This is a genomic window from Micrococcaceae bacterium Sec5.7 (genome assembly GCA_039636785.1).
Lineage (GTDB): Bacteria > Actinomycetota > Actinomycetes > Actinomycetales > Micrococcaceae > Arthrobacter.
The window spans coordinates 3,413,149-3,432,571 of record CP144169.1; the positions used below are offsets into that span (position 1 = coordinate 3,413,149).

24 protein-coding genes and 3 pseudogenes are annotated in these 19,423 nt (G+C 64.9%); 17 read left to right on the forward strand and 10 right to left on the reverse strand.

Annotation, left to right across the window (positions count from 1 at the left end; genetic code table 11):
- Positions 1-25 precede the first annotated feature (25 nt).
- Entirely contained in the window at positions 26-739 is a 714-nt protein-coding gene (locus tag V3C33_16305) for a DUF3105 domain-containing protein (GenBank protein XAS67009.1), read from the reverse strand.
- Positions 740-924: 185 nt separating this feature from the next.
- Between V3C33_16305 and V3C33_16310 the strand changes: the two genes are divergently transcribed.
- From V3C33_16310 to V3C33_16360, 11 genes and pseudogenes are all read left to right on the forward strand, one after another.
- A complete protein-coding gene (locus V3C33_16310; GenBank protein ID XAS67010.1) occupies positions 925-1,296 on the forward strand; it encodes a BlaI/MecI/CopY family transcriptional regulator in 372 nt (123 codons plus the stop codon).
- A complete protein-coding gene (locus V3C33_16315; protein ID XAS67011.1) occupies positions 1,293-2,279 on the forward strand; it encodes a M56 family metallopeptidase in 987 nt (328 codons plus the stop codon). Before V3C33_16310 ends, V3C33_16315 begins: the two co-directional genes overlap by 4 nt.
- A 118-nt stretch (positions 2,280-2,397) precedes the next feature.
- Complete coding sequence (locus V3C33_16320) at positions 2,398-3,357, forward strand: cytochrome c biogenesis protein CcdA (protein XAS67012.1); 960 nt, start codon at positions 2,398-2,400, stop codon at positions 3,355-3,357.
- Positions 3,354-4,034 (forward strand): peroxiredoxin family protein, encoded by a 681-nt coding sequence (locus V3C33_16325; GenBank protein ID XAS67013.1) that lies wholly within the window; start codon positions 3,354-3,356, stop codon positions 4,032-4,034. The genes V3C33_16320 and V3C33_16325 overlap by 4 nt, the downstream gene beginning before the upstream one ends.
- Entirely contained in the window at positions 4,031-4,288 is a 258-nt protein-coding gene (locus V3C33_16330; GenBank protein XAS67014.1) for a hypothetical protein, read from the forward strand. The genes V3C33_16325 and V3C33_16330 overlap by 4 nt, the downstream gene beginning before the upstream one ends.
- 26 nt (positions 4,289-4,314) lie before the next feature.
- Complete coding sequence (locus tag V3C33_16335) at positions 4,315-4,557, forward strand: hypothetical protein (GenBank protein XAS67015.1); 243 nt, start codon at positions 4,315-4,317, stop codon at positions 4,555-4,557.
- Positions 4,554-4,793, forward strand: coding sequence for a hypothetical protein (locus V3C33_16340; GenBank protein XAS67016.1), 240 nt, complete (start codon positions 4,554-4,556; stop codon positions 4,791-4,793). Before V3C33_16335 ends, V3C33_16340 begins: the two co-directional genes overlap by 4 nt.
- Positions 4,783-6,780: a copper resistance protein CopC gene (locus V3C33_16345; protein ID XAS67017.1), complete on the forward strand. Its 1,998-nt coding sequence runs from the start codon at positions 4,783-4,785 to the stop codon at positions 6,778-6,780. Before V3C33_16340 ends, V3C33_16345 begins: the two co-directional genes overlap by 11 nt.
- Positions 6,781-6,918: 138 nt before the next feature.
- Positions 6,919-7,266, forward strand: a pseudogene (locus V3C33_16350) (cytochrome c biogenesis protein CcdA).
- Between the two features lie 22 nt (positions 7,267-7,288).
- Positions 7,289-7,957 (forward strand): annotated as a pseudogene (locus V3C33_16355) (IS1595 family transposase).
- Between the two features lie 72 nt (positions 7,958-8,029).
- Positions 8,030-8,170, forward strand: a complete 141-nt coding sequence (locus V3C33_16360; GenBank protein ID XAS67018.1) for a hypothetical protein — start codon at positions 8,030-8,032, stop codon at positions 8,168-8,170.
- 143 nt (positions 8,171-8,313) lie between these two features.
- Here the strand turns inward: V3C33_16360 and V3C33_16365 are convergent, their stop codons facing one another.
- The 5 genes from V3C33_16365 to V3C33_16385 all read right to left on the reverse strand — a co-directional run bounded on the left by V3C33_16365 (position 8,314) and on the right by V3C33_16385 (position 13,117).
- Positions 8,314-9,090, reverse strand: coding sequence for a type 1 glutamine amidotransferase domain-containing protein (locus tag V3C33_16365; protein ID XAS67019.1), 777 nt, complete (start codon positions 9,088-9,090; stop codon positions 8,314-8,316).
- 688 nt (positions 9,091-9,778) lie between these two features.
- Positions 9,779-10,150, reverse strand: coding sequence for a VOC family protein (locus V3C33_16370; protein ID XAS67020.1), 372 nt, complete (start codon positions 10,148-10,150; stop codon positions 9,779-9,781).
- A gap of 127 nt (positions 10,151-10,277) precedes the next feature.
- Entirely contained in the window at positions 10,278-11,450 is a 1,173-nt protein-coding gene (locus tag V3C33_16375) for an ATP-binding protein (protein ID XAS67021.1), read from the reverse strand.
- Positions 11,451-11,544: 94 nt separating this feature from the next.
- Positions 11,545-12,087: a nuclease-related domain-containing protein gene (locus V3C33_16380; GenBank protein XAS67022.1), complete on the reverse strand. Its 543-nt coding sequence runs from the start codon at positions 12,085-12,087 to the stop codon at positions 11,545-11,547.
- A 244-nt stretch (positions 12,088-12,331) separates the two neighbouring features.
- A complete protein-coding gene (locus V3C33_16385) occupies positions 12,332-13,117 on the reverse strand; it encodes a hypothetical protein (protein ID XAS67023.1) in 786 nt (261 codons plus the stop codon).
- A gap of 578 nt (positions 13,118-13,695) precedes the next feature.
- Between V3C33_16385 and V3C33_16390 the strand changes: the two genes are divergently transcribed.
- Both V3C33_16390 and V3C33_16395 read left to right on the forward strand, forming a co-directional pair.
- Positions 13,696-14,082, forward strand: a complete 387-nt coding sequence (locus V3C33_16390; protein XAS67024.1) for a hypothetical protein — start codon at positions 13,696-13,698, stop codon at positions 14,080-14,082.
- A complete protein-coding gene (locus V3C33_16395; GenBank protein ID XAS67025.1) occupies positions 14,079-14,423 on the forward strand; it encodes a TfoX/Sxy family protein in 345 nt (114 codons plus the stop codon). Before V3C33_16390 ends, V3C33_16395 begins: the two co-directional genes overlap by 4 nt.
- Before the next feature lie 110 nt (positions 14,424-14,533).
- Here V3C33_16395 and V3C33_16400 read toward each other — a convergent pair whose 3' ends face one another.
- Positions 14,534-15,268: a class I SAM-dependent methyltransferase gene (locus tag V3C33_16400; GenBank protein ID XAS67026.1), complete on the reverse strand. Its 735-nt coding sequence runs from the start codon at positions 15,266-15,268 to the stop codon at positions 14,534-14,536.
- A gap of 149 nt (positions 15,269-15,417) precedes the next feature.
- Between V3C33_16400 and V3C33_16405 the strand changes: the two genes are divergently transcribed.
- On the forward strand, positions 15,418-15,987 hold the full coding sequence (locus V3C33_16405; protein ID XAS67027.1) for a GNAT family protein: 570 nt from the start codon (positions 15,418-15,420) through the stop codon (positions 15,985-15,987).
- 70 nt (positions 15,988-16,057) lie between these two features.
- Here V3C33_16405 and V3C33_16410 read toward each other — a convergent pair whose 3' ends face one another.
- Positions 16,058-16,420, reverse strand: coding sequence for a hypothetical protein (locus V3C33_16410; GenBank protein ID XAS67028.1), 363 nt, complete (start codon positions 16,418-16,420; stop codon positions 16,058-16,060).
- A gap of 219 nt (positions 16,421-16,639) precedes the next feature.
- Between V3C33_16410 and V3C33_16415 the strand changes: the two genes are divergently transcribed.
- The gene (locus V3C33_16415; protein ID XAS69765.1) at positions 16,640-17,773 is read left to right on the forward strand and encodes an IS701 family transposase; all 1,134 of its coding nucleotides are present in this window, start codon (positions 16,640-16,642) and stop codon (positions 17,771-17,773) included.
- A gap of 481 nt (positions 17,774-18,254) precedes the next feature.
- On the opposite strand, the gene V3C33_16420 is transcribed toward V3C33_16415, so the two are convergent.
- Positions 18,255-18,428 carry a hypothetical protein gene (locus V3C33_16420; protein XAS67029.1) on the reverse strand — a complete coding sequence of 58 codons (174 nt, stop codon included), beginning with the start codon at positions 18,426-18,428 and terminating at the stop codon, positions 18,255-18,257.
- Positions 18,422-18,676, reverse strand: a complete 255-nt coding sequence (locus V3C33_16425; protein ID XAS69766.1) for a Tn3 family transposase — start codon at positions 18,674-18,676, stop codon at positions 18,422-18,424. The genes V3C33_16420 and V3C33_16425 overlap by 7 nt, the downstream gene beginning before the upstream one ends.
- A gap of 30 nt (positions 18,677-18,706) precedes the next feature.
- On the opposite strand from V3C33_16425, the pseudogene V3C33_16430 reads away from it, so the two are divergent.
- Positions 18,707-18,842: pseudogene (locus V3C33_16430) on the forward strand (transposase).
- A 215-nt stretch (positions 18,843-19,057) separates the two neighbouring features.
- Positions 19,058-19,396: a hypothetical protein gene (locus tag V3C33_16435; GenBank protein ID XAS67030.1), complete on the forward strand. Its 339-nt coding sequence runs from the start codon at positions 19,058-19,060 to the stop codon at positions 19,394-19,396.
- Positions 19,397-19,423 lie beyond the last annotated feature (27 nt).

Below are 19,423 nucleotides of genomic sequence, written 5' to 3' on the forward strand. Positions count from 1 at the left end.
ATGGGTTCTTTCGCCCTGCCCTGTGTCAGGAGACCTTGCCGGGGCCGTCGATCCCGCCCGTGCAGGGGGCGCCGGGTTCGGGGGCGGTTTTTGCCATCCTGTACTTGGCTATGAAATCTGCGATCCGGGGATCATCGACACTGTTGATCTGCACCTGTGCACCCCAGGCGGAAGCAACTACCGGGGACGGCAACCCCTGGTACGGGGAGAGGATGGCATAGGTCTTGGGGATGGCCTTGCGCAGGGACGCGAGCTGGTCGCCGGCAATGCGGGCCGGGTCGTAGGTTACCCAGACGGAGCCGTGCTCCAGGGAGTGCACGGCATTCTCGTTGGGGACCGGTTCGCTGTACACGGCGCAGTTCAGCGGCACCGCAGAGTGATCGCCTCCGACGGGCGGCGCCTGCGGGTAGCTGACGGACCCCTTCACATGGTTGGAGGTGAGCCCGGAGTAGGTCTGAAGGCCCTCAATGGAAGCCGTGGATGAGCCCTTGGGTGCCCCGCTGGTGAGGGCGAATACGACCAGCGAAATGATCACCGCGGCCGCCGCTGCTATGGCGCCCACAATGATGAGGCGCCGCCTGCGCCCGGCCCGGGCATGCACCCTCCTGGCCTCGGCAAGCTTCTCCGCTATCCTGGCCGCGCGCTGCTGCTTGATGGTCAACGGTTCAGCGGCGGCCGGTGTGGCCGTGGAGCCGCCGGCCGGCGTTGCTCCCCGGCGCGGGGTTTTCGGTTCTGCCATTCGGATCGCCCCTCTGCGATGGTCTGTCTCCGGTGCCCGGCCGGGCAGCGGCGGTGTGTTCGCCGGGGCCGGCCCGCAGACCCGTATTGACAGTAAACCTAACCTACTTAGGTTATTAGGTGCAATGTCCGGGGTTGTCTCCTATCCTTGGATGGACAAGCTGTACAGCCAAGGGCGGGAGAGTCATGCCGAAGTTCGGCGATCTGGAGAACGCGATCATGACGGAGGTGTGGCAGGCCGGCACACCGCTGCTGGTCCGCGAGGTGCTGGAGCGGCTGGAGCGCGGCCTGGCGTACAACACGGTGCAGACCGTGGCCGAAATCCTGCACCGCAAAGGCTGGCTGACCAAGGAACGCGACGGCCGGGCCTTCCGCTACGGATCCGCGGTGAGCCGGGAGGCCTATGTTGCCGGGCTCGTCCGGGAGGCGTTGGCCTCCACCGACGACCGCACCGCCGCCCTTGTCGGGTTCGTGGAGGGAATGGAGCCGGACGAGGCCGACGAACTGCACCGCCTGCTGAGCGCTGCACGGGACCGGGAAAGGGGCGCCGAGCAGTGACGGAGGCGCTGATCCTGCTCGGGTACGCGCTGATCCTGTCCGCCCTGGCCGCGCCGCTGCTGCGCCGGGCCGCATGGGTTGACCGGGCGCCCCGGCTGGCCATCGCGCTCTGGCAGGCGCTGACCGTGACCGTGCTGGCCTCCGTGGCCATGGCCGGGATGGCGCTGACGGTTCCCACCGTCCGGGTCAGCAGCGACCTCGCCGGCCTGCTCCGGGCCTGCGTCATGGCCCTGCGGGAACAGTACGCCTCCCCGGGCGGTGCCGCCGCCGGCGCCACCGGCGCCGTGCTCGCCCTGGGCGTCCTGGGACGCACCGGCTGGTGCCTCGGGGCGGCGGCCCTGCGCATGGAACGGGACCGGGCAGCGCACCGGCGTGTCCTGGACATGGTGGCCCGGCGCGATGACCACCGCGGGGTTGTGATCCTGGAATCCGCGGAATCGGCGGTGTACTGCCTGCCCGGGCGCCGCCGCCGCACCGTGGTGACCACCGCCGCCCTCCGGGCGCTGGATGATGGCCAGCTTGCGGCCGTCCTCGCCCATGAACGCGCCCACCTGACCGAGCGCCACGACCTCATCCTCTCCCTGTCCCGGGCACTGGCCGCAGCATTCCCGGCCCTGCGCCTGTTCCGGGACGCCGCCGAGGAGACGGCACGGCTGGTGGAACTGCGCGCCGACGACGTCGCCGCGTCCCGCACGGACCGGCTGACGGTGGCAGGAGCCCTCCTGGCCGTCGCTTCCGGCAGTGCCGGGCACGCCGTGCCGTCCGTCGCGCTGGCCGCCGGCGGCGCCGGTGCCGCAGCCCGGGTGCGCAGACTCATCCCCCCGCCCAGCCCCCTGGGCCGGGCCCATGCCGCAGTGGGATCCGTGGCGGTCGCCGTCCTGCTCGCCCTCCCGCTGCTGGTTTTCGGCGGTCCTGCCGCCGTGGCCGCCCAGCACAACCTCTGCCCCGACGCCACCATCTCCGGCTACACCGCAGCCGGGTAGCACCGGAAGCACGCCCGTTCCCGGACCCGGTGGACACACACACCACCCGTAACCTAAACTCCTTAGGAGATTAGTAATCGGTGTCCGCGGAAGCTGCGGCCGGGGTGGGAGCGAACTGATGGAAGAGCTGCTGTTCGGCGGGACGCTGCTGGCCGCGTTTCTGGGCGGACTGGTCGCCCTGCTAGCCCCGTGCTGCGTCTCGGTGATGCTTCCCGCCTACCTGGCCACGGGGCTCCGCCGCCGCAGCGGAGTCCTGGCGGCAACACTGGTTTTCGCCCTGGGCGTGGCGACTGTCATCGTACCGATCGGGCTCGGGGCCACGGCCCTCGTGGCCCTGGTCTCCGGCCAGCACACCCTGGTCTTCTCCCTCGCGGCCACCGCGATGCTGGCCGGCGGGGCCGCGATGCTGGCCGGGTGGAAGCCACGGCTTCCGATGCTGCCCGGACGGGCCCCGACCGGCCATGGCTTCGGTTCGGTCTACGGACTGGGCGTGTTTTCCGGTGCGGCGACCTCCTGCTGCGCCCCGGTGCTGGCAGGGGTTGCCATCCTCTCCGGAGCGACGGCCTCCTTCCCCGCGGCCCTGGCGGTGGCGTTCACCTACGTTGCCGGCATGGTCGCCCCGCTGGCCGTCCTGTCCCTGGTCTGGGACCGCAAGGACTGGGGCGCCCGGACCTGGCTCCAGGGCCGGCAGGTCACGCTCCGGCTCGGGCGCATCCGCCGCACCATGGCCTTCGGCACCGCCGCCTCTGCGTTCCTGCTCCTGGCCATGGCGGTCCTGACCTACATCCAGGCCGCGCTGGGCCCCGGCATGGGCTCCGACGGCTGGCTCGTGCAGATCGCCGCGGACCTGCAGCACGCCGCCGCGGTGACCACTGCCGCGCTGGCATGGATCCCCGGCTGGGCCGTCGCCGCGGCCCTGATCGTGGGCGCGGCGTTCATCCTCCGCCAGGCCCGGCGCCATCTTGACCGTCCCACGCTCCCGGCCCCGCCGGAGCCGGCGACCGACACCCCATCCGACTGCTGCACCCCGCAGACACCGTCCACCCCCGCCCTGACAGCAGAGGACAGCCAGAAATGACGTCAACCAAAAACCGGGAAACGACGCAGGTGCCGGCACCCAACGCCCGCCGCCGCCGCACGCTCCTGTGGGTGGCCGGCGCGGTGGCCGTTGTGATCGTCCTCGTCGGCCTGTACGGGATCTTCTCCACGGCGTCCGCACCGAAAACCTCCGGTGCGGGCACCGGCCCCGGCGCGGGCAGGTCCTACGATGTCGGCCAGCCCGGCCCCGGCCAGGCCGCCCCCGGATTCACCCTCTCCGACACCACCGGCAAGCAGGTGTCCCTGAAGGACTACCAGGGCAAAAACGTCCTGCTCTACTTCCAGGAGGGCCTGACCTGCCAGCCCTGCTGGGACCAGCTGAGCAGCCTTGAAAAAGACGCCGCCCAGGTCAAAGCGGCAGGGGTCGACGCCGTCGTCTCGGTCACCACCGACCCGGCGAACCTGATCGCCCGCAAGACCGCCGACATGGGCCTGGGCACGACCGTGCTCTCGGACCCGGACCTGGCCGTCTCCGGGCAGTACGGCGCGAACCGCTTCGGCATGATGGGCGCCAGCCGGGACGGACACAGCTTCATCCTGGTCGGCCCGGACGGCACCATCCGGTGGCGCGCCGACTACGGCGGCGCCCCCAACTACACCATGTTCATCCCCGTCCAGAAGCTCCTGTCCGACCTGAAGGACGGAACCAGGCAATGATCGCGCTGACCCTGCTGACGCAGCCCGACTGCGGCCCGTGCAGCCACGGCAGGTCCGTCCTGGCCGGACTCGCCCCCGACTTCGCCCTGACCGTCGAGGAAATCGACCTGCACAGCGAGGAGGGCCGCCGGCTCGCGGCCGAACACGGCCTGATGTTCGCCCCGGGCCTGATCGCCGAGGGCAAGCTGATCGCCCATGGCAGACTCTCAAAACGCGCCCTGCGCCGCGACCTGGGCCGCCTCACCCAACCCTGACCACCTGATCCCGGAAGGATCCTCCCATGGAACAGTTTCTCTATATCCTCCCCGCCCTGGTCTGCCCCGTCGGCATGGGCCTGATGATGTGGTTCATGATGCGCGGCCGCGGCAACGCTAAAACCACGACACCTGCGGGCACCGCGGAACAGGAACAGGAACAGGAACTGGCGCGGCTCCGCGCCCAGGTCCAGGCCCTCCGCCCCGCACCCCCCGCGTTCGACACCCGGCACCCGGCTCCGGCACCGGGGAAGAACGCTTCCGCATGAGCACCGTCCTGATCGCCCTGGTCGCCACCGCAGCGGCGGCGGCCCTGACCTGGTTCTTCTGCATCCGCCCGATGCGGCGGAACAAAGCCGCCACGGGCGCCGCCGGGTGCTGCGCCGCCCCCGGGGCGGACATCAGCGAGGAAATCCGCGCCACCCGGGAAGAACTCCGGACCCTGCAGGCGCAAGCGAATCCTGCCACCGGGGAGAGTCCCCCGTCATTCCGGCGTGAATCCTAGGCCCGCCCGGGCCCCGCGCCTGCGAACGGCCAGGCGCGTCCGCGCGTCGCTGCCGCGGGCTGCGGCCCTGTTCCTGACCCTGGCCGGCATCCTCCTGGCCTCCCTGCTGGGAGGCGCGGCCCCGGCTTCGGCCCACTCGAATCTGCTCTTTACCAGCCCGGCCTCCGATTCCACCGTGGCCACCGCCCCGGAAACCCTGACCCTGCTCTTCGACGAGCCCGTCTCCATCAGCGGGACCGCGGTGAAACTGACCGGGCCCGGAGACATTGCCGTCGGTACCGCGGCGCTCAGCCACGGCAACCGCGCCCTGGAACTTCCCGTGCACGGCGCCGTCGACCAGGGCATTTACACCGTAACCTGGCAGGTCACCGCCCAGGACGGTGACGTCATGGGCGGCTCCTACCGCTACGCCGCAGGACCGGTCACCGCCGGCCTGGGCGGCGGCCAGGCCACCGACACCCAGGGGTCCTGGCCGACGGGGGTGCTGCGCGGGATCCTCTTCGCCGCCCTCGCCGCCGCCCTGGGCGAACCCGCCGCCACCCTCCTGCTTCGCCGTATCCAGGCGGCCCCGCCCCGCCCGCGGTCCTGGCTGCCGTTCAGTGCATTCCTCGGACTCGGCGCATGCCTCGGCCTGGCTGTGCTTCTGCTGGGCAACGGCTCCCTCACCGCAGGCCTGACCCGCCCGGACCCTGCCGTGCTCCTCTCCACACGGCCCGGAGCCCTGGCTATGGTCGAAACCGCGGGGTTCGCCCTGGCCGCGGCGGCAAAACTGATCCGGCGTCCCGGGTGGGCGTGGGCGCCCTTGGCCGCCGTCGTTGCCGCCGAGGCCCTGCGCGCCCACCCGCAACTGGCGAACCCGGTCATCGGAATCCCCCTGACCCTGATCCACCTGGCCGCGGCCGCCCTGTGGGCCGGAACCCTGTTCCACGTCCTGCGTACGGCCGTTGCCTGGCGGCATCAGCGGCCCCTGGCACGGGCGGCGATCGCAGCTTACTCCCGGCCGGCCCTCTGGCTTGTCATCACCGTGGCGATCACCGGCCTCGCCTCGGGCCTGCTGCTGATACCGCTGAAGGACATCACAACCACGGACTATGGCCGGGCGCTGCTGATCAAGACCGGACTGGTCACCGCCGCTGCCGTTCTGGCATTGGCCGCACGCCGGCACCTGCGCCGCAAAGCAACGCCCGAGCGCATCAGCCGCCCGGCCCGGGTCGAAGCCGTCTCACTCGTCGGCGTCCTCGGGATCTCGGCCCTGCTCACCGTTCTCCCGCTGCCCGGCAGCGCCGACGCACCGCTGGCCTTCCCGCCGCCGGCTACCGGACCCGTGGTGCCGATGGCGTCGCTTGCCGGGGAGATAGGAGTCAGCGCCCGCGCCAGTGCCGGGCAGCTCGTCGTCCAGCTGGTCGCACCGGAATTCTCCGACGGGTCAGGACCCATCAACGACGCGAAGTTCTCTTTGACGGGGGCCATCGCCGACCCGGACGGGCAAACACAGGATCTGAAATTCCGCGGCTGCGGAACGGGCTGCTTCTTCACTCCCGTGACCTGGAAGGACGGATCGAGCCTGCTGAGCGTGTCACCGGTCGCCGGAGGCTGGAGGACAGACCGCGCCGGCCTCACCGTCGCCTGGCCGCCGGCCCCCGCCGCCGACCTGCTCACCGCTGCCGTCACCGCGATGAAGGCCGTCCCGTCCTTCACCCTGCACGAACTGGTCACCAGCGACACCACGCAGGGACTGGGAACCCCGATGTCCTTTGAAGCAACCGGTGCCGACTTCGTGCGCAGGGCCCTCTACGCGAGCGGCACCGCCACCCTCACCGCCCGCCTCCCGGACCTGGACGGACACCGCCGCCTGACCCTGTCCTACCCGGCAGAAAACGCCCTCCTGGAACTCACCCTCGCCGACGACGGACGGATCCTGCACGAGACACTCACCGCCCCGCACCACCTCGTCACCCGCACCCTCATCTACCCGGAACCCCGATAATCCCGGATGAAATCCACAATCGAGGGAAAACCGGCCGCGACGGCGGCGGAAAACGAACAAACCACCGCCACGCACCCCGGCCCCGGTGTCAGAACCGGCCGGAGACCCACCATGGAGGACCGAATGGAGGACGGATAAATGACGATCGGCGAATATTTCGCGGGTGCGATCCAGTCAGGAGCCCTGATCATCGCCATCCCGCTGGCGATGACCGCCGGCATTGTCTCGTTCCTCTCCCCTTGTGCATCCTGCCCCTGGTTCCGGGGTACTTCGGCTACGTCTCCGGCCTGACGGATCCCACGCGGCCGGACAACCGGCGGCGCGTGCTTGGCAGGAGTGGAGCTCTTTGTCCTGGGATTCGCCCTTGTCTTTACCCTCTACGGAGCCGCTTTCGGCATCATCGGGGCGTGGATGGTCCGGTGGCAGGACGCCCTGATCCGGGTTCTGGGGATCGTCGTCATCGTGATGGGCCTGGCACTGGCCGGAAACTGCCGTTCCTTCAAGGGTGGGGATCTCCGCACGACAGTTGCAACGCCAACTCGGGCTGACCCGGTATGAGACGGCATGGACAATGCTGCACAAGCTGCGCCGCGCGACGGTCAACCCCGAACGCACTCTGCTGACCGGTGAGGTCGAGGTCGACGAGTGTGAGGTCGGTGGCCGCGAGACCGGGCGGCGGGGCAGTAGGAACCTCACCGCCAAAGCAGTGCAGGTGGTAGTAGCGGTAGAGGCGCGTGGTCAGGGTTCCGGACGGGTGCGGATGAGGATCATCCCGAACGCATCAGGCGACACGTTGAGCACGTTCGTCAAGGAGACCGTGGCTCCGGGCGCCATCGTCCACACCGACGGCTGGATGGGATACAAGCCATTGACCCAAAACGGCTACGACCACCGCTCACGCTCCCAGCGGGCCGCCAAAAAGGCCGGGGACCCGGACCCGGTCCTTCCGCGCGTGCACCGGGCCATCAGCAACTTCAAAACCTGGTTACGCGGCACCCACCGCTCGGTGGGCAGTGAACACCTGCAGGTCTACCTCGACGAGTTCATGTTCCGCTACAACCGGCGCAGCACCCCGATGGCAGCGTTCCAATCGCTGCTCGACCTCGGTGCACAACAGGCCCCGGCCACCTACCGCCAAATCGTCTCCCACGGCGCGGATTCGGACCCCACTACCTGAGCTAACCGGATCCCCACTTAGCGGGTTATCGAAAGTGACCCGCCGGCGGCGATCGGTTCGTGTAAGGAGCTCATGGAATTATTGTGCAAGCTCATTCTCGAGCATAGCGATGTGGAATACACGCGCAACGATGACCTTCCCAAGCTCTACAAGAAAGTGGCCGTCCTGCTGGCACTGAACGCGGAGGCCGTGGATGACAATGTGAAGGCTTGATTTGTTGAGGCCGTAGATCGTGGAGCGCGGAACCTGAAGCAGGTCGGCGATGCGTTGGACAGTGTGGTTGCCGGCGCACGCACGCCGACTGACGGCCACCCCGTTTTGTCGGGGTGGCCGTCAGTTTCAGTGCGCTGTTGGTGTTAGTGCTCCGCTTCTGCGGCAGCCTTCTTGGCGTTCTTCTCGGCGTCCTTCTCGGCGCGCAGAGCCTCCGTCTCGTGCTGTTCCTCGGCTTTTTCCTGGTGGATGACCTCTGCGAAGAGCTTCTCCATCTCCTTGGCCACGCCGGCGGCTGAAGCCGGGTTCTGGCCGGTCACCAGCCGGTCGTCAACCACAACCTTCTCCTCAAAGACATCAGCGGAGACGTGGGTGGCGCCCTGTTCCTCAAGTCGGTCTGCCAAAAAGAACGGGATGACCTTGTCTTTCCCTGCGGCAACCTCCTCGTCGTTGGTGAAGGCGGCCACCTTCCGGCCCTCGACGAGGCGAAGCCCGTTCTCCAATTCCACGTTCAGCAGGCCGGCCGGCCCGTGGCAGACCGCGCCCACCAAGCCGCCGGCATTGTAGACGCTGGCCACCAGATTCTGCAAGCCTTCGCTGTCCGGGAAGTCCCACATGGTGCCGTGGCCGCCCACGAGGAAGACTCCGTCGTACTGGTCGGGATCAACGACGTCGACGCGGGCAGTGTTGTAGAGACCGGCGCGCGTGGTCTCGTCCTCCGTGAAGGCGACCTGGATGGGATCTTCTGAGTCCACCTCGTCGCGCGGGGGCTGGCCGCCCTGGATGGACGCAAAGTCGACGAAATGCCCGGAATCCTTGAAGACCTTCCAGGGATGTGCAGCTTCGGCCACGTTGTAGCCGGTCTTCTCGCCCGTATCGCCGATCTCGGAAACGCTGGTCAGTACCATGAGGATTTTCTTCATGAAGTGCTCCTATCGTCTAAATCCCACCCTACGCCTAGCCTAAATTCAGGTCCTCCCTCCCCGTCTTAGGCGGTGGTAGTCGTCTGCGCCTCGAATCGCCCGTACGAGGCCTCCTCGGCCGCAGTCAGATATTTATGTTTAGCCATACAGGCTCAACGATCCGAGGCACCCATCGTTACCACGCGGGATCGGCTTAGCGTGACTTTCCCGAGCATTGGTCCTCAAGCCCCGACGACTGGCTGACTCTGCGGGGGTCGGACCTCCGACCCCTAGGGTAGGAAGCCGACCGGGGCACCAGCGTCAGTGCAGGGCAACGGCCATGGGTTTCATATGCGCTGTTATCGGCGTAGGCCGCCGGTTGTTAGTGAGTGGTAGGTCCATGTCTGGGCCTAGACCCTGTATTTGTCCTTGCGCTTTCTGAACGCATCCGCCCCTCCGTCTAGGATCTCGCACGCGTGCTCTCTGATTCCGCAGGCGGGCAGGACAAAGGCGTGGGGCTTCTCAGGGATACTGTGTTCCAGCGAGCCGCCCAGGTAGTCAAACGTTCTGGAGTGGAGGTTCTTGCGGTCCTCTCCGTGACGGTTGGCAACAATGACCAGTTCGGAGTCGGCGCCGAGGACGAGGTTTGCGTGAAGAGGGGGACCACCTCCAGCGGTCCCCCTCTTAGTTTCTGCATTCAGGCGGGGACTCAGCTCAGGCGGCGTCGCAGGAGGCAGAACTCGTTGCCCTCGGGGTCGAGCAGGACGTGCCACTGCTCCTCGCCGGTCTGGCCGATATCGGCCGGGTGCGCACCGATCTTCAGGAGGCGCTCGAGCTCGGCGTCCTGGTCGCGGTCGGTGGGGTTGATGTCGATGTGCAGCCGCAGCTTGCCGGTCCTGGGCTCGGTCGTCGGGCTGAAGATCAGGGTCGGTTGCAGTCCGCCGAACCCTTCCTCCGGTCCGATCTCGATCGCGCCGTCCTCGGTGTCGAGCACGACGAAGCCGAGCACCTCGCACCAGAACTCCGCCAGCCGTTGCGGATCCAGGCAGTCGATGACCAGTTCGGAGAAGCGAGAAGCCATGCCTCCCACCCTACAAGGGCTGGCTTGTTAAAAAGTGAAATATCCAACGGCGAATTCAAGTGGTGCCTGCAACACCGGATTTATTTGTTGGGTTCGGGAACGCTTCCGGCGAGCAAGTCCCTACTGGCTATTCTTCGAACTGCCGGCTGATGAAGCCCGACATGCCGGGGACTGTGAAGCGGACGGCGCCGTGATCGGGGGCGTAGATGAGGCCTTTGGAGATGAGGCTGGAGCGGGCGACGGTCAGCTGGCTGGCTGCCCGGTTTAGTCGTGATGCCACCTGCGCAGTGGATGAGGCTTCGTCGTGGTCCTCGGCCATGGCGCGGAGGTATTGGCGTTCTGCCGGTGTTGCTCTTTGCCAGCGTGATCTGAAGAACCCGGCGTCGAGTTGTTCGGTCCCGATTTCGATGGCCAGCCGGGCGTCGTCAAGGTTGACTGTTTTGTTGGAGGATACGTCCCAGACGGCCTTGCCGTAGGCCTGCAGGAAGAAGGGGTAGCCGGCGGCCGCTGTGACGAGCGCCCGCAGGGCGTCTGCCTCCAGGTGCGCACCCAGCTGGTTCATCGGGAGGCTGATGGCGTCCGCCGCCGAGGCGTGGTCGAGGGCTCCGATGGTGCGGTAGTCAAAGAGGCGTTCAGAGTAGGATCTCGTGGCGCTGAGCTTTCCGGGCAGGTTGGGTAGCCCGGCCCCGATGATGAAGAAAGGCCAGCCTTTCTGGCCGGCCAGGTGCTGGACAGAGATCAGCGCGCCCAGGAGCTCCTCGTCCAGGTCCTGCATCTCGTCGATGAAGATTCCGAAGCCGCTGAGGGATTTGCCCATGGCTGTTGCGATGTCTTCAACGAGCTCCTCGAGGTCGATATCCAGGTTCCCTGAGTCCGCCCGGCCTTCCGTGGTCCCGAGCGTCGCGGACACGCCCGTAACGCCAAGGGTGACATTGAAGGAACCAATACTGCCCAGGACATCCTTCACGTAGTCCCAGGCAGACCTCGTACGCAGCCTTCGCGCTCCCGCCTCAATCGCCCTGGCCAGTTTTTGCCGGGTTGCCTTCCGGCCCTCCGGAGAGGGCTGGGCTTCTATCTGCACAACGAACCAGTCATGCCGCTCTGCTTGCGCGACGAAGTTGTTCAGCAGAACCGTCTTCCCGACGCCCCGGAGCCCGGACAGGAGCATTCCCCGCTCGGTGGCTTGACGTTTAGTTCTGACGATCAAGCGGCCGAACGCTTCTATTTCTGATTCTCGTCCCTCCAGTGCCGGCGGTTTGAGGCCAGAGCCCGGGGCGAAGGGGTTCATGTCAGAGTCCATCCAGACAGTCTATAGAAAAGTATGAGCCTCTATAAGGTTTCTTTTATACGGGCGGATATTTTTTTATGCCGTCAGAAATACGCAGAAAGGGTGGCTAGGAGAAGCGGAGTCCCGACAAGAAGGGCGAGGAGCCATCCCGCGCGGCGACGTCGCGCGCTGTCCACGAGAGCCCGCAGCCTGGCGAATTCGTACTGCAGGAACGCAGGGTCCACCACGGCAGGCGGATTCCCGTGCCACGTTCCGGGCCGTATGCTGCAGCCGTAATCACCGCTATCTGCCTGGGCGTGAGTAAGTTCGGGCGGTCGCTCAGCCACCCCAGGAGCTGCCGATCCGAGACCACAACAACGTCGGACGGCCTTTCCCTGACAGTCATGCTCTTCGGGGCAACGACGACCACAACGCCGGTGACCTCAACCGGCGCGTTCACTCCGCGGGTGAGAAGTTTCGCTGCCCGGGCGGCTTCGTGGCTGGCGTTGTATAGATGGCGCTGTTTCTTGCCGGACACCATCAAGGTCCGACCCGCAACCCAAACGGATTGCCCGGCGTGGTTCTTGGTATTGAGGGTGAATACGCCGGCCGGACCTATCAGCACGTGATCCATGTCGGACGCGCCGGTACGGCGTGCAGGACCATCCACTCAGGACCTAACCGTTCAAGGATCCGTTCTACTGCTATCTCCCCGAGAGCACCCTTGTACCAAGGGTAATTTTCCGGAGTCAACGGGTCAGCACCGAAAACACGACCCAGAAACGACCGCGGCGGCACACCCTCCCGATCGGCCAACAGCTTCTCGATCACCGCATGTCCAGCGACCCGCTCATTCATCCCGACGCGCTTAGGGATCAGGACTCGGGACATGGTGAGATTTCGGGTGTGGGGTTTCAGGCCTTCATCTTGATTTTGTAGTGCAGGGTGAGATCGGTGCCGGGGTAGCGGGTTTCGGTGCTGCTGAGGTGTTCGCAGAGTTCGGCGAGGGCGTTGGTTTTGGCTTTTGTGGGCAGCGAGTCCAGGGTGATCGTCAAGTGGCCGGGGACGGTGGTGTCGATGTCTCCCGATTTACTAAAGGCTTGGCGTATGAGGGCGTGGGCTTCGTCGGCACCACGTTTGTAGCCGGTGTTGGTGCGGATCTCCCGGGCGAGGGTCATCATCGTGTTGTAGGCGGCCATGCGGATGCCGTGATGGATCAGTTTCGTCTCCGTGTCGAGTACTTGCTGGCCGGGGGCGAGGTCACCGAGCCGAACCCGTGCCGGTAACGCCTCGTGGGCGGCTTCGGCTTGGGTGAGTGCTGTTTCGGCCGTCCAGAGTGGTGCTTTGACGTGGTTGATCATGTCATTGGTGATCAGGAAGTCCCGGGTGCCGACAGGTGTGGTTTTCAGGGCAAGTTCGCCAGCATCTACCTCGGCGGTGACGTCCGCATAATGTTTCCTGGCGGCGACGACCGCTTGGTAAGCCTTCTTTTTGGCAGGGTTGGGGACCATCCGCTCCGGATCGTCATCGGCACTGGTGTAGGAATCGTGGGAGTCCAGGTCGAAGTGCATTCGGGCGTAGCGGAACTGGTTTTCCTGTCGCCACCGGTTCCCCATCCGCTGGATCGCCTCCCCGGTGGACAAATTGTCGTCGGTGGTGAGGATGTGGATTTGCCGGGTTCCGCCCCCGGTCGCGGCCACGATTCAACGGCTATTGAGATCGCTGAGCGCTATGGGGATATGGTCATGTTCCGAGAGTCACTCGGCCCGATTTCGTTAGACGCCAAGTAGATCTGTAGGACTAGCCAAGGGCAGGGGAGGCTTTTAGGCCCCGCTGATGGCAGGTTTCCATAGGATCCACGCCACAATAATGACAACAACGACAAGGACCAACAGTAAAGCTGAGATGAGGATTGCACGAGGCTTCATAGAGGAAGCCTAAACCGGCCGGCGGCGGCAGAAATATGATTGGCAACTACCAATCCATGCACTTCCCGTAAGCGGTCCGCAACCCTATCCAAAACTTCGGATGCGGTTGTCCGTTCGTGGCATGTGATGCTAGGACGTCTATATCTCTCGTTCAGCGCACAGAATGAGAAAAACCTCACGACTCATGTTTTCTGGTTAGAAGGGGCATCGCGACGCCCTTCGGGCTGTGGTTCTTGGCCCGCGGCATTCTTCTCGGAGAGGGCGCGATAGCTCCCTGAACCGTGACTCCGGGCGTAAAATCTAGCCATCACTTCATATATTGAGTTTCACCGCTACCGAGGGAGTTATCCGTGACCGGCTCCATCTCAAGTTCAGCACCAGCCCCACTGCAGGAGTACTACCGCGTTCTCACCGCGGGGGCGGGTGCATTTGGTGAGGGGCAGGGTCTTCGTGTGCTGTTGTCCGACCACCTCGACTTCACCGGCTCTCTCGCGGGCCACATCGTAGATGCAACGGACGGCTTCCTCCACGGTGTGGCCGGCTTCATCTCGACCGTTCGCAGCATCAACGTGGTCCGCGAGGTCCACGACGAGCACGGGTCCGCCGTCCTGTACGACGCTGAGATGCCTGGCGGCACCGTCCGGTTCGCCGAGTTCTTCACTTTCCGCGATGGCCTCATCGACACGCTCAATCTGCATTATGAGGGGCAGAACTACATCGCGAAGGGCGGTCAGTGACAGCGGACGCACCGAGCCCGCGGGACGTCCTTGCGCAAAGGCTCCGAGACCTACTGACCTCGCACCAGAACGTGCGTGAAGTGCGCATGTTCGGCGGCCTGTCCTTCATGGTGGGTGACACCATGGCTGTAGCCGCCGGGCGTGGCGGCGATTTGCTCGTGCGCACCGATCCCGCCGCATACGACGATATGCTCCGCCGAGGTGGAGAGCCGGCATACATGGGCAATGATCGTCCGATGGGCCGCGGATGGCTCACCGTGCCTTACGAACGAATCCAAGACAATACGGCACTCGCGTACTGGGTCAAGGTCGGTATCGACTCCCGCAAGGTGTCGGACTGAGCCGAACGTCTCGAGTGCCCGTAGGCCGATCGGCTTGCGGGCACGCCTCCGCGGGGGCCCGGGAGTGACTTCAGCATTTAGGCCAGCTTTCACCGCCGGCCAACAACCCCCTAAGCCAGTTCCTCATCGGACGAAACGGGCACGGCGGTTCGAGTTTCGAGGACGAAGAAGATGAAGCTTACGAACGCTGTCCGGTCTCCGAGGTGGGGCGGAAGGAGCTCGCGAGGCGTATCTGGCGAGACGGGCGGTTCGCTTACCACCGCGATGCGGAAGCCCGCATCGGTGAATGCATCGGTCATAGCGTGCAAAGGCCGGTGCCAGAACGTCAGCACCGCGGGCTGGCCGTTGAAAACGTACTTCTCCGAGTACTTCGTGATCGTGAAATAGTCGGCCGCGGGCTCCATGACCTTGTAGACGACGGGGCGGTTCACCGACAGTATGAGGCGGCCGCCTGGCTTCAGAACACGCCTCAGCTCGGCAAGTGGCGCCGACCAGTCCTCAAGATAGTGAAGGACAAGGGATGCGACCACGTCGTCGAAGGAATTCTCAGCGAACGGTAGCGGCCGGCCGAGGTCCGCCACGTGCAGCTCCGCGCTCCCACCCAGTCTCTGCCTCGCCAGTTCGACCATCGACGGACTGGAATCGAAGCCGGTCACGATGGCGCCCTTCGCGGCCAGCGCCGCGGACAGCGGCCCGGAGCCACACCCAGCGTCGAGGACCCGGTGACCGGTCACGTCGCCGGCAAGCCCAATCATCGCCGGCCGTTCGTAATAGGCGTTGAGGAGGCTGGACTCGTTCTCTGCCGAGTAGTTCTCGGCAAAATCGTCATAGTGGTTGGCCTTCACTGCTCTTCCCCTTCAGGCGAATTCTCACGGGCGGGACAATAGGGTTGACCCTAGCAAGCGAGAGCCGTCCGCTTACCGTTCGGCTTGCGGGGACGGTGAAGAACGGGACGCGCAACTTACTTTGGCGCCCCCAATGCAAAACTAGGGAGATGAGCATCAGCGGTGATATTCCGCCCTGGCCATCTTCCGACCCGGAGCATGGCCGTATCCGGCTGCGCACGTTCACGAATCTGGACGCGGGGATGGCGATGGACCTTTCCCAAGATCCGTATGTCCCCACGGTGGGAAGCCTCCCACCGCATGCCACTCATGAAGAAGCCTTAGCGTGGATTGAGCGGCAGCGACAGCGCCACATCGAAGGGACAGGATTTTCCTTCTCCATAGCCGACCTTGAAACTGGTCGCTCCATGGGGAACATCGGACTATGGACCAGGGAGTTGGACACAGGCCGCGCTCAGGTTGGATATGCCGTTGCCCCGAACGAGAGAGGCCACAGCATTGCATCCGATGCCCTGTGCGCCCTCACTACCTTTGCCTGGACGATTCCGCATCTGCACCGTCTCGAGTTGTATATCGAGCCGTGGAACGCAGCTTCTATCCGCACCGCCGAACGTGCCGGCTACGAACGCGAGGGACTACTTCGCAGTCATCAGGAGATCGCCGGAGAGCGTTGTGACATGTTCCTCTACGCCGCAATCCGGGAGAGCACAGTCCGCTGAGGGACCGGCTTGCGGGCTCCGGTTCAGGGTCGTGGTCCTTCGCAGAAGGAGGCACGCGGTAGACGGTCCACTATTTCGTGAATAGGCTCTTCAGAATCTTTCCCGTTTCACGATCGATCTCGACGCGGAACCCGTTCCATGTGTTGGCCAAGACGTGGTCGGAGATCTCGAAAGAGACGTAACATTCCGATGGTGCCAGGTTTGGCAGATCCGCAACCCAAAGAATCGACCCGTCACTTGAGATGCGTACCAAATTCCCGACAGGACCGGACCCCATTTGCATATAGTCCAGTAACACAATCGCCGAATCAGTATCGGGCAATGCCTGGACTTCCAACGCGTCGACTCCCAGCGGTTTCCCCTCCCAGACCACGTGTCCAGAGTCATCTGCTACTGTCACTCGTTCGCTGGCGAGCACGAACTTCGATGTCATGGAAGGGGTACTCCTGGTCCGTAGTTTGCTGCAGGTATTCTGGTCAGCAACTGAGCCTGAGTCCAGCCTCCAGATTGTCCAAAGGCCGGCCCTGCCGGTCCTACTTGGATCCTAGTACTACAGTTGTGTTTATTTTGTTGCTTGTCGGCGTTTTAATCGGATTTCCTGTCGCTGCCGTGTTAATCCTTGGCGGTGAGCGATGATATTTGTGTGGCTGAGGTGCAGGAGTGGGCGGATGGGCTCGAGGAAATCCGGGAGCTGATCGGTGGCCGGTTTGCCAGGTCGGAGCCGCGGGAGAACGCGGTGGCATATCTGAAGGGGCTGCTCTCGTCCGAGGAGCGCAAGAATTCCTGGACACTCTCGGAACGGGCCGGGCAGGTAATCCCGGACCGGATGCAGCGGCTGCTCTCGAGCACCGACTGGGACCCGGACGCGGTGCGTGATGACCTCCGCTCCTACGTCGTGAAGCATCTCGGCTCCGATGACGGGGTGCTTATCGTGGATGAAACAGGCTTCCTGAAGAAAGGGGCCCGGTCAGCCGGGGTGGCCCGGCAGTATTCCGGGACGGCGGGGCGGATCGAGAACTCGCAGATCGGTGTTTTCCTGACCTATTCGACACCGGCGGGGCGGACCTTTCTGGATCGGGAACTGTACCTGCCCAAGGCCTGGACCGATGACCGGGAGCGGTGCATGGGCGCCGGCATCCCCGAAGAGCGTGCCTTCGCCACGAAGCCTGAACTGGCCATCACCATGATTATCCGAGCCCTGGACGCGGGCGTGCCCGCGGCCTGGGTGACCGGCGACGCCGTCTACGGCCAGCACGCCAAGCTACGTAAATCCCTGGAGGACCGCGGCGTCTCCTATGTCCTCGCGGTGCCAATGAACCAGCGCGTCATCGCCAAGACCGGCGCCCTGGGGACCGAGCACCGTGCCGATGAGCTGATCGCGTCCCTCTCCGGCCGGGCCTGGCGCACCAGATCCGCCGGCCTGGGCACCAAAGGGGACCGTCGATATGCGTGGGCCAGGGCCCGGATCAACGGCCGCAACGACCCGAAAAGCGAGCACTGGCTCCTGGCCCGCCGCTCCCTGGCCGATCCGACGGACGTGGCCTACTACATCTGCCACGGACCGAAACGCATCGGCCTGGGTGAACTCGCCCGCGTCGCGGGCGCCCGGTGGGCGATCGAGGAAACCTTCCAGACCTCCAAAGGCGAAACCGGGCTGGATCACTACCAGGTCAGGCAATGGACAGGCTGGTACCGGCACATCACCCTGTCCATGCTCGCCCACGCCTTCCTGACCGTCACCCGGTCAAAAAAGGGGGCCCTCATCCCGGCGACGGCGAGCTCATAGCCCTTACCCTGCCCGAGATCAGGCACCTGCTCACCCACCTGATCTGGGCACGGCTTCCCGGCCGCGAACATACCCTCGGGCGTTCCCGCTGGCGCCGAAAACACCAACAAACCGCCAAACGACACCACTACCGGGCCCGAAACTCAACCCTACAAATGCGACTGTAGTACTAGTCCCAGCGGGGACTCGAACCTTGGACACAAAAGTAGCGGCATTCTCAGAAGGCAGAGCCAATCCCTGTCGAACACTGGCAGACGACCGTGGATTTATCGGAGACATCCAGGAACCAAGCTTTCCTGCTCCGCCGCCCCAGACCCGGAACATGGTGGCGAGTTCAGGTGGTGCCTGCAACACCCTGAATTCTGTGGGGTGTCGTCGATGGGCAGACCGTGGGATGCGAGACAACCGGGCGGATCACTTTCGATTTGACGTCGGCTGTGACTTTCAGCGCTGTTGACCTGGGTGAGGTCAAGACGGGTGTTCATGTCGAGGTGGAATTTGCCGCAGCGATTGATGTGGGTCCAGAACAGCGGTGAGAGCCCTCGGCGTTCGTGGGGCCAATGCTGTCGTGAATTTCCGGTGCTTCCAGAACGGTCTGCCACAGCAAGGTGTTGACGTGCACGAGGGTGGACTGCAGCAGGTGCAGGGTCAGCATGGATACTTCTGCGTGTTCGCGGTCGGGCCGGTAAACTCGCCCTCCTTGCCGTAGAAGATGATGGTGTTCCCGCTGTTCCAGTTCTCCACGACCTGCAGTCCACCGTGGATTTCCCGGCGCCGTTCCGGGTCCGCGAGATAGTCGCAGGCGAAGATCGTGCATACGGCGCGGCCGAGCTTCTCCAGCCCCTGGTGGGTAGGGTTTGGGGCTTCCGCGGGTGAAGCGGCGCAGAATCGATTCGGATTCAGCGGTTCCGAGCCGCCAAGTTCTCGCCCTCCGTGCTGGCGGAAATCGAGAACTGGGGCGTGGAGGACGTGTGCATCACCGTCTGCGACGGGCTCAAGGGCCTGCCGGAGGCAATCAACAAAGTCTGGGAGCTCCGTGGTCCAGAAATTCATCGTCCATCTGATCCGAAACACCATCCGTTACGCCGCCCGCCAGTACTGGGACGAAATGTCACGGCACGATGGACCGCACGGTGGAAGCCTGCCCGGAACGGAGGAGAAGCGCAGCGACGGCTATCTCCGACCGCTGGCAGGCAACACACTCCGGCTTCCAATTGTCCCGAGCCGACGCCCGGCCCTGCACTCTGCTTACAATCGATACCTCAATCAACTACTGAGGGACCCATGAAGAAACTCGCCACCGCCCTGATCGCCACCGGACTCCTCCTCTCCGCATCGGCGTGCTCCGCACCGACGAAACTGACCACTGCCGAAACTTGCGAGCGGGTCAAGACCGTTTTGTCGAGCCCGGCTAACGGCATCGGCAAGACGGGGCTGAACCGCCTCGCAAACCAGATCCGGCCCATCGAGGCAGTGGCCTCGGACGACCTGAAATCCGCGCTGCAGTCGATCATCGAATACACGGACGAGTCGGCGAAATCAAGCCCGGACTCGGAGAAGCTCTCCGAGCTGCAGTCCGGTTATAAGCAGGCCGGCACCACCTTCGCCCAATTCTGCAGCTAAGGCTTCAGCTGAGCATTTCCGGTGCGG

Bases quoted from the DNA above. Each gene is read 5' to 3' on its own strand.
- V3C33_16310 (XAS67010.1), top strand. From the start codon at position 925: ATGCCGAAGTTCGGCGATCTGGAGAACGCGATCATGACGGAGGTGTGG.
- V3C33_16435 (XAS67030.1), top strand. From the start codon at position 19,058: ATGAAGAAACTCGCCACCGCCCTGATCGCCACCGGACTCCTCCTCTCC.
- V3C33_16370 (XAS67020.1), bottom strand. From the start codon at position 10,150: ATGGCTTCTCGCTTCTCCGAACTGGTCATCGACTGCCTGGATCCGCAA.
- V3C33_16305 (XAS67009.1), bottom strand. From the start codon at position 739: ATGGCAGAACCGAAAACCCCGCGCCGGGGAGCAACGCCGGCCGGCGGC.
- V3C33_16330 (XAS67014.1), top strand. From the start codon at position 4,031: ATGATCGCGCTGACCCTGCTGACGCAGCCCGACTGCGGCCCGTGCAGC.
- V3C33_16365 (XAS67019.1), bottom strand. From the start codon at position 9,090: ATGAAGAAAATCCTCATGGTACTGACCAGCGTTTCCGAGATCGGCGAT.
- V3C33_16375 (XAS67021.1), bottom strand. From the start codon at position 11,450: ATGGACTCTGACATGAACCCCTTCGCCCCGGGCTCTGGCCTCAAACCG.
- V3C33_16320 (XAS67012.1), top strand. From the start codon at position 2,398: ATGGAAGAGCTGCTGTTCGGCGGGACGCTGCTGGCCGCGTTTCTGGGC.
- V3C33_16325 (XAS67013.1), top strand. From the start codon at position 3,354: ATGACGTCAACCAAAAACCGGGAAACGACGCAGGTGCCGGCACCCAAC.
- V3C33_16410 (XAS67028.1), bottom strand. From the start codon at position 16,420: ATGACATCGAAGTTCGTGCTCGCCAGCGAACGAGTGACAGTAGCAGAT.
- V3C33_16420 (XAS67029.1), bottom strand. From the start codon at position 18,428: ATGCTGACCCTGCACCTGCTGCAGTCCACCCTCGTGCACGTCAACACC.
- V3C33_16360 (XAS67018.1), top strand. From the start codon at position 8,030: ATGGAATTATTGTGCAAGCTCATTCTCGAGCATAGCGATGTGGAATAC.
- V3C33_16335 (XAS67015.1), top strand. From the start codon at position 4,315: ATGGAACAGTTTCTCTATATCCTCCCCGCCCTGGTCTGCCCCGTCGGC.
- V3C33_16405 (XAS67027.1), top strand. From the start codon at position 15,418: ATGAGCATCAGCGGTGATATTCCGCCCTGGCCATCTTCCGACCCGGAG.
- V3C33_16340 (XAS67016.1), top strand. From the start codon at position 4,554: ATGAGCACCGTCCTGATCGCCCTGGTCGCCACCGCAGCGGCGGCGGCC.